Here is a 3,714-nt window from a genome sequence, read left to right as displayed (position 1 = left end):
TCCGCAGCCCGCGTTCGAGGCCCGGCACGACGTAGCTGGCTTCGGCCTTCGCGTTGTCGGATTCGCTTTGTTGCAGCGGTTCGCTCATGCCGGCCCCCGCTGTGGGTCGCACTGACGACAGAACGTGTCGATCAGCGCGGAATAAACGGCCGGCGCTTCCACGTAGCCGGCATGCCCCGCCTGCGGAATCACCTGCAGCCCGACGTGCGCGGCCGCGGCGATCCGCTCGCACGCGGCGGGCGGCGTGATCGCGTCGTTCGCGCCGACGGCCACGGCCGTGCGGCCGCGAAAGCCGGCGAGATCGGCCGCGAGATCGGCGTTCGCGAGCAGATGCGTGGCCTGCGCGTAGCCGGCCGGCACGATGCGCGCCATGTTCCAGCGCACCCATGCCTTTGCCTCCTCGTTCGCGAAACCGGACAGCATGTTGCCGCTGCGCTGCTCGGCGAGCCCGGCCGGGCCGAGTTCCGCGAGCATCGCGAGCCGCGCGTCGCGGCGCGATTCGCGGGTCTCGGCCGGTGCGCTGCCGTAGCCGCCCGCGGGCGAAATCAGCAGCAGGCCGGCGATCCGCGCGGGCATCACGCGGACGAGGCCGCCCGCGATGATCGCGCCGAGCGAATGACCGACCAGCACGCAGCGTTCGATGCCGAGTGCCTCGAGCCACGCGTTCAGCGATGCCGCGTAATCGGCGGCGGCCGGCGACGCGCCGTGCACGGGCGTCGACACGCCGTAACCGGGCGCATCCCACGCGAGTACGCGCCGCGATGCACCCAGCGTGTCGAGCTGGCGGACCCACGATGCGGCGCCCGAGCCGATCCCGTGCAGCAGCACGACGGGCAGCGCACGGCCCGCATGCTGCGCGCCGGCCTCGCCTGCACCCGCCTCACGGTAGCCGATCGCGCCCGCCGCGCCGGCCGCGCAACGCTGCTCGGGAAACTGCCCGAGCAGCGCGGCGAACGCCGCGGTGCGGTCGCGTTCACGTTCGCGTTTGTCGATGACACTCATTGCTTCATCCGCCCCGTCTCAGCGCTTGATCTTCGCGAGCGGCGAATCGGGCGGATACGTCGGCGTGATCGGCTTCGACGAACCGAGCATCACGCACATCAGCGCATCTTCCTCGCCGATGTTGATTTCCGTGCGATACACGCCCGGCGGCACCGAGATCAGGTCGCGCTCGCCGAGGATCGCTTCCCAGGTCTCGCCGTCGCGCTCGCAGATCACCTTCATCTTGCCGCGCAGCACGAAGAAGATTTCCTCGACGTCGATGTGGATGTGGCTCGGGCCGATGTTGCCGGCCGGGATCACCATCGTCGAAAACGTGAAGTTGCCGGCCGGCACCGTGTTGACGTCCTTCGCGACGCCCGTGCCGCCCGTGCCGACATAGCGCATCTGCGCACGGCGGTACTTCGGGTCGTAATCGGCCTGGAACTTCAGCGCGTCCCAGTCGTAGCGCCGCGTTTCGTAGCGCGCGACGCGCCCTTCCATCCAGTCGTTGAAGCTTGCGCCTTCCGGCTGGTCCCACGACTTGCGTTCGAGATCGGCGTCCGCCATCGTCCTCTCCTTCATTCCGAGTGAAAACTTCAAATCAGTTCATTACGAAGCCGCCGTTCACCGGCAGCAGCTGACCCGTCACGAAGCGCGCGCCGTCCGACAGCAGGAACAGCACCGGGCCCGTCACGTCCTCAGGCAGTTGCGTGCGCGTCAATGCGCGGCCCTGCAGGTAGAACGCGTGACGCTCGGCCGGTACGTACGCGGTCGCCTCGACTTCGGTCAGCCCCGGCGCAATCGCGTTGACCGTCACGCCGTGCGCGCCGAACTCGCGTGCCTGCGCATGCGTCATCGCGATCACCGCGCCCTTGCTGGCGACGTACGCGAGCAGCTTCGGCGCGCCCCATAACGCGGTGTCCGACGCGAGGTTCACGATCGCGCCGCGACCCGACCGCGCGAGGTGCGGCAGCGCCGCATTGCTGACGAGCCACACGCCGCGCACGTTCACGTTCATCACGGCGTCCCACGTCGACACGTCGAGCTCCGTCGACAGCTTGCCGCCCGAGTTCGTGATCGCCGCGTTGTTGATCAGCGCGTCGAGGCCGCCGAGCACCGCCGCGCCCTGCGCGACGAAGGCGTCGATGCTCGCCGGATCGGCGAGATCGAGTGCGAAGAAATGCGCGGTGTGGCCGGCTTGCGTGAGCCGCGCGGCCAGCGCGCGGCCCTCTTCCGCGAGCACGTCGCCGAACGCGACTTGCGCGCCCGCTTCGACCAGCGCCGTCACGAACGCAGCGCCGAGGCCGCGCGCACCGCCCGTGACGAGCACCCGGCGGCCGGGCAGCGCGACGACCGGAGTGGACTCAGCCATTCGCGGGCTCCGCGGCGGCGTGCGCCGCACGATGCGCGTCGAGCGCGGACAGATGCTCCTGCGCACGCTGGCGCAGCATCCGGCGCACGCGCGTGATGCCGACGTCGTGCTGGTACAGGTATTCGTGATCGCGTGCATGCGGCGCGAGGCTTTCGAGGACGTAGCGATCCTGCTCGAGCACGTCCCAGTGCAGGCCTTCGAGGCGGTTGCGGTACATGAAGCGCCACACGTCGCGCTGCCAGCCGCCGACCTTGCGGGTACGCCAGAAATAGACCTGGCAGTGGTCGCCGTCGACCGGCGTCGCGAAGCCGATGATCCCGAAGTTGCCGCCCGGGCCGAACTTCTGCTTGTACGGAATCGCGAGGCGCATCCACAGGCAGCCGGTTTCGCCGAGCTCGACCCAGTCGAAGTTCACGTCGCGCTGGCCGATCTTTTCGAACATCAGGCCCGTGTCCGTCTTGCGCACGCGCATGTCGGCCTGCTTGTCGCCTTCGGCCATCGAGTGCGACGTCGCGTGCAGATACGCGCCGTGCATCGGGTCCATCACGTTGTCGATCGCGTACTGGTAATTGCACTTCCAGTTCGACACGCACAGGAAGTGCGCATACTCGTCGGCGACCAGTTCTTCCGGCAGGTTCAGCGGCGCCGGCTCGCCGTGCGCTTCGTCGCCGAACCACAGGAAGATCGCGCCGGCCTTCTCCTCGACCGGATACGACTTCACGCACTTCGTGCCTTCGAGCGGACAGTTCGACACGGCCGGTACGCGGTTGACCGTGCCGCCGCCGTCGACTTCGATGCCGTGATACCAGCACGCGATGTTGCCGCCGAGGTTCCAGCCGAGCGACAGACGCGCGCCGCGGTGCGGGCAACGATCTTCCAGTGCGTGGACCTTGCCGTCGTGATCGCGCCACAGCACGATCTGCTCGGACAGGCGCGTGAGGCCGACGGGCGCGTTCGACACCTGCCAGCTCGGCGCGACGGGATACCAGTAGTTCTTGATGCCGCGGTCGAGATAGTCACGGACCGGGTCGTGTTGGGCTTCGTGTTGGTCGGGGGACGTCATCAGTGTGCTCCGGATGCGGTTGTCGGGTCGGCGCTCAGGCGCGCGGCGCGGTCAGTGCGTTCATTCCGCCAGCGAGGCCATTTCGGCGCGGAAACGCTCAGGTGTCCAAACCGTGCCGTCCGGCGCGCGGAAGCCGATGCGGTTCAGCCCCGCGACGACATCGTCCACCTCGGTCGCGCCGCTCTCGAACACGCGTTCTCGTATAACTTCGTATAATGTATGCTATACGAAGTTATTACGCGACGAGCGCGTCGCAGGTCTTGTAGAACGCCTCGACGGACGCATGCACGTTGAATGC

4 protein-coding genes and 2 pseudogenes are annotated in these 3,714 nt (G+C 68.2%); all 6 read right to left on the bottom strand.

Annotation, left to right across the window (positions count from 1 at the left end):
* Positions 1-88, bottom strand: a pseudogene (locus JMF90_RS28355) (IclR family transcriptional regulator); the annotation flags it as partial.
* Positions 85-1,002, bottom strand: a complete 918-nt coding sequence (locus JMF90_RS28350) for an alpha/beta fold hydrolase (protein WP_011547425.1) — start codon at positions 1,000-1,002, stop codon at positions 85-87. The pseudogene JMF90_RS28355 and the gene JMF90_RS28350, both read right to left, overlap by 4 nt.
* Before the next feature lie 18 nt (positions 1,003-1,020).
* Complete coding sequence (locus JMF90_RS28345) at positions 1,021-1,548, bottom strand: cupin domain-containing protein (protein WP_011547424.1); 528 nt, start codon at positions 1,546-1,548, stop codon at positions 1,021-1,023.
* Between the two features lie 34 nt (positions 1,549-1,582).
* Positions 1,583-2,353 carry an SDR family oxidoreductase gene (locus JMF90_RS28340; protein WP_011547423.1) on the bottom strand — a complete coding sequence of 257 codons (771 nt, stop codon included), beginning with the start codon at positions 2,351-2,353 and terminating at the stop codon, positions 1,583-1,585.
* The gene (locus tag JMF90_RS28335) at positions 2,346-3,416 is read right to left on the bottom strand and encodes an aromatic ring-hydroxylating dioxygenase subunit alpha (protein ID WP_011547422.1); all 1,071 of its coding nucleotides are present in this window, start codon (positions 3,414-3,416) and stop codon (positions 2,346-2,348) included. The genes JMF90_RS28340 and JMF90_RS28335 overlap by 8 nt, the downstream gene beginning before the upstream one ends.
* A 60-nt stretch (positions 3,417-3,476) precedes the next feature.
* Positions 3,477-3,614 (bottom strand): annotated as a pseudogene (locus tag JMF90_RS40630) (recombinase-like helix-turn-helix domain-containing protein); the annotation flags it as partial.
* Positions 3,615-3,714 lie beyond the last annotated feature (100 nt).

This window comes from Burkholderia sp. E168m23, from assembly GCF_016586125.1.
GTDB classification, from domain to species: Bacteria; Pseudomonadota; Gammaproteobacteria; order Burkholderiales; family Burkholderiaceae; genus Burkholderia; species Burkholderia orbicola.
Note: the sequence above shows the minus strand (reverse complement) of the source record. Positions and strands in the feature narration are given on the sequence as shown.

Bases quoted from the DNA above. Each gene is read 5' to 3' on its own strand.
- JMF90_RS28335 (WP_011547422.1), bottom strand. From the start codon at position 3,416: ATGACGTCCCCCGACCAACACGAAGCCCAACACGACCCGGTCCGTGAC.
- JMF90_RS28340 (WP_011547423.1), bottom strand. From the start codon at position 2,353: ATGGCTGAGTCCACTCCGGTCGTCGCGCTGCCCGGCCGCCGGGTGCTC.
- JMF90_RS28345 (WP_011547424.1), bottom strand. From the start codon at position 1,548: ATGGCGGACGCCGATCTCGAACGCAAGTCGTGGGACCAGCCGGAAGGC.
- JMF90_RS28350 (WP_011547425.1), bottom strand. From the start codon at position 1,002: ATGAGTGTCATCGACAAACGCGAACGTGAACGCGACCGCACCGCGGCG.